This is a genomic window from Oleiphilus sp. HI0061, from assembly GCF_001635675.1.
On the sequence record NZ_LWFE01001124.1, the window covers coordinates 1 to 1,641 of the forward strand.

Here is a 1,641-nt window from a genome sequence, read left to right on the forward strand (position 1 = left end):
CTTCAAGCCTTTCATTATTGTATTCTCCTACTTTTTTTATTGTGCCGGCCTTCAGCTCTATTTTAGTCCAATCGGGATATATAGACTTTGTACCGTTAGGCGCCCCTTTCTTTCTTAAATACAGCCCGCATCCATGCATACACAAACCTGTGCCAAGGTCCTACAATCCACCCTTGACCCAAGGACTACTACATACGCATTTTATCCAGTCTAGTTGCTGCTTGAATAATACGCGAATTAACAACCTGGTTCAATCATGGAAAGTCTGTGTGAGACACTGCTCTCACTCCAGCTCAACGTGCCCTTCGCAAAAGGAATATCCCTGCTACCAAACATACCGAAATAGGAATAACAGTCGCATAGATTGGATTAAAACCAAACACAATTGCACTCGGCCCTAACAGGTCTTGTGCATACTTGAACAACAGTCCAACCACTACCCCTGAAAACACCCTAAACCCCATCGTGACAGACCTAAGAGGCCCAAATACGAACGATATTGCCACCAAGACCAATACTGCCGTTGAAATTGGCTGAAACGCTTTCTTCCAAAATGACATCATATAAGCGTCAGAGTTTAAGTCCTGAGCTTCAAGATATTGAGAATAAGTATATAAACCCGATATAGATAAGTCGTCGGATGAGACAACCAACACACTAAGCACCGAGGGAGACAAGTCTGTTTGCCAAGTTTTAGTTGGGAAATGATTGACGTAAGTGCGCGCCCCTTTAAAGCTTGTTTCAATAACAGACTCTAACTGCCAAGTACCACGCTGAAAAATAGCACGCTTCGCAAACACACTACTTTCAAGCTGATGATCAGCATCATACCTCTGCAACGACACACCATGAAGCACACCGTTTGATTGCACGGCATTAAAGTGCATAAAAGTATTACCCTCCCGATGCCACACCCCTCTATGACTGGCAACATTTTGCTCTGCCCCCTGGAGAACCGCTCTACGACTCTGAGCTATACCTTCCGTTACAGGAGCAACAAACTCCCCCAAAAACAAACCAATAAGCACAACAACTATTGCAGGCTTCATCGCAAAAAAGACAATCCTTCTGGTCGATACACCCGCTGCACGAATCACCACCAACTCGCTATTTTTGGCAATTGCACCCAAGCCTATCAAGCACCCCATAAACGCCACCAAAGGCAAGTAGTCATATATTCGTCGAGGCAGGGTCGTCAGTACGAACAATGCGGCATCAATAATCCCGTACTGCTCACTCAAATCATTCACTTCCGCCATAAACGCAAACAAAACATCTAACGATAGAACAACCGCCGCAACCAATAGCATGGACGCCGCCACTGTTTGCACAATGTAACGATTAATTCTTCTCATTATTGTTCCCTAGCGCCATATATAATCTGCTAAAAAGCGTTTTCAAAAGTGCCTTATGGTTAATCAAAAATATGCCCTAATATCAGAAATTTGCTGAAGAACGATGCAGTTCATCATTTGGCTTGCTATTCTATGACGATACACGTTTTCAAACCACCTCATTATGTGCTTCAGCACTAATGACCTTCGATACGATAAGAGACAGAAATGAATTACAATATTGTCGATACCGCGATTTCATCACTAAAAGCAGACAGCCTATGCATAGGCCTATACGAAAATCAGA

1 protein-coding gene is annotated in these 1,641 nt (G+C 43.4%); it reads right to left on the minus strand.

Annotated elements, in window-relative coordinates:
- Positions 1 to 293 precede the first annotated feature (293 nt).
- Entirely contained in the window at positions 294 to 1,355 is a 1,062-nt protein-coding gene (gene lptG / locus A3735_RS16690; RefSeq protein ID WP_068552995.1) for an LPS export ABC transporter permease LptG, read from the minus strand.
- Positions 1,356 to 1,641: the final 286 nt, after the last annotated feature.

What these genes read in the sequence shown, in the direction of transcription:
- lptG (WP_068552995.1), bottom strand. Translation starts at nt 1,355, where the DNA reads ATGAGAAGAATTAATCGTTACATTGTGCAAACAGTGGCGGCGTCCATG.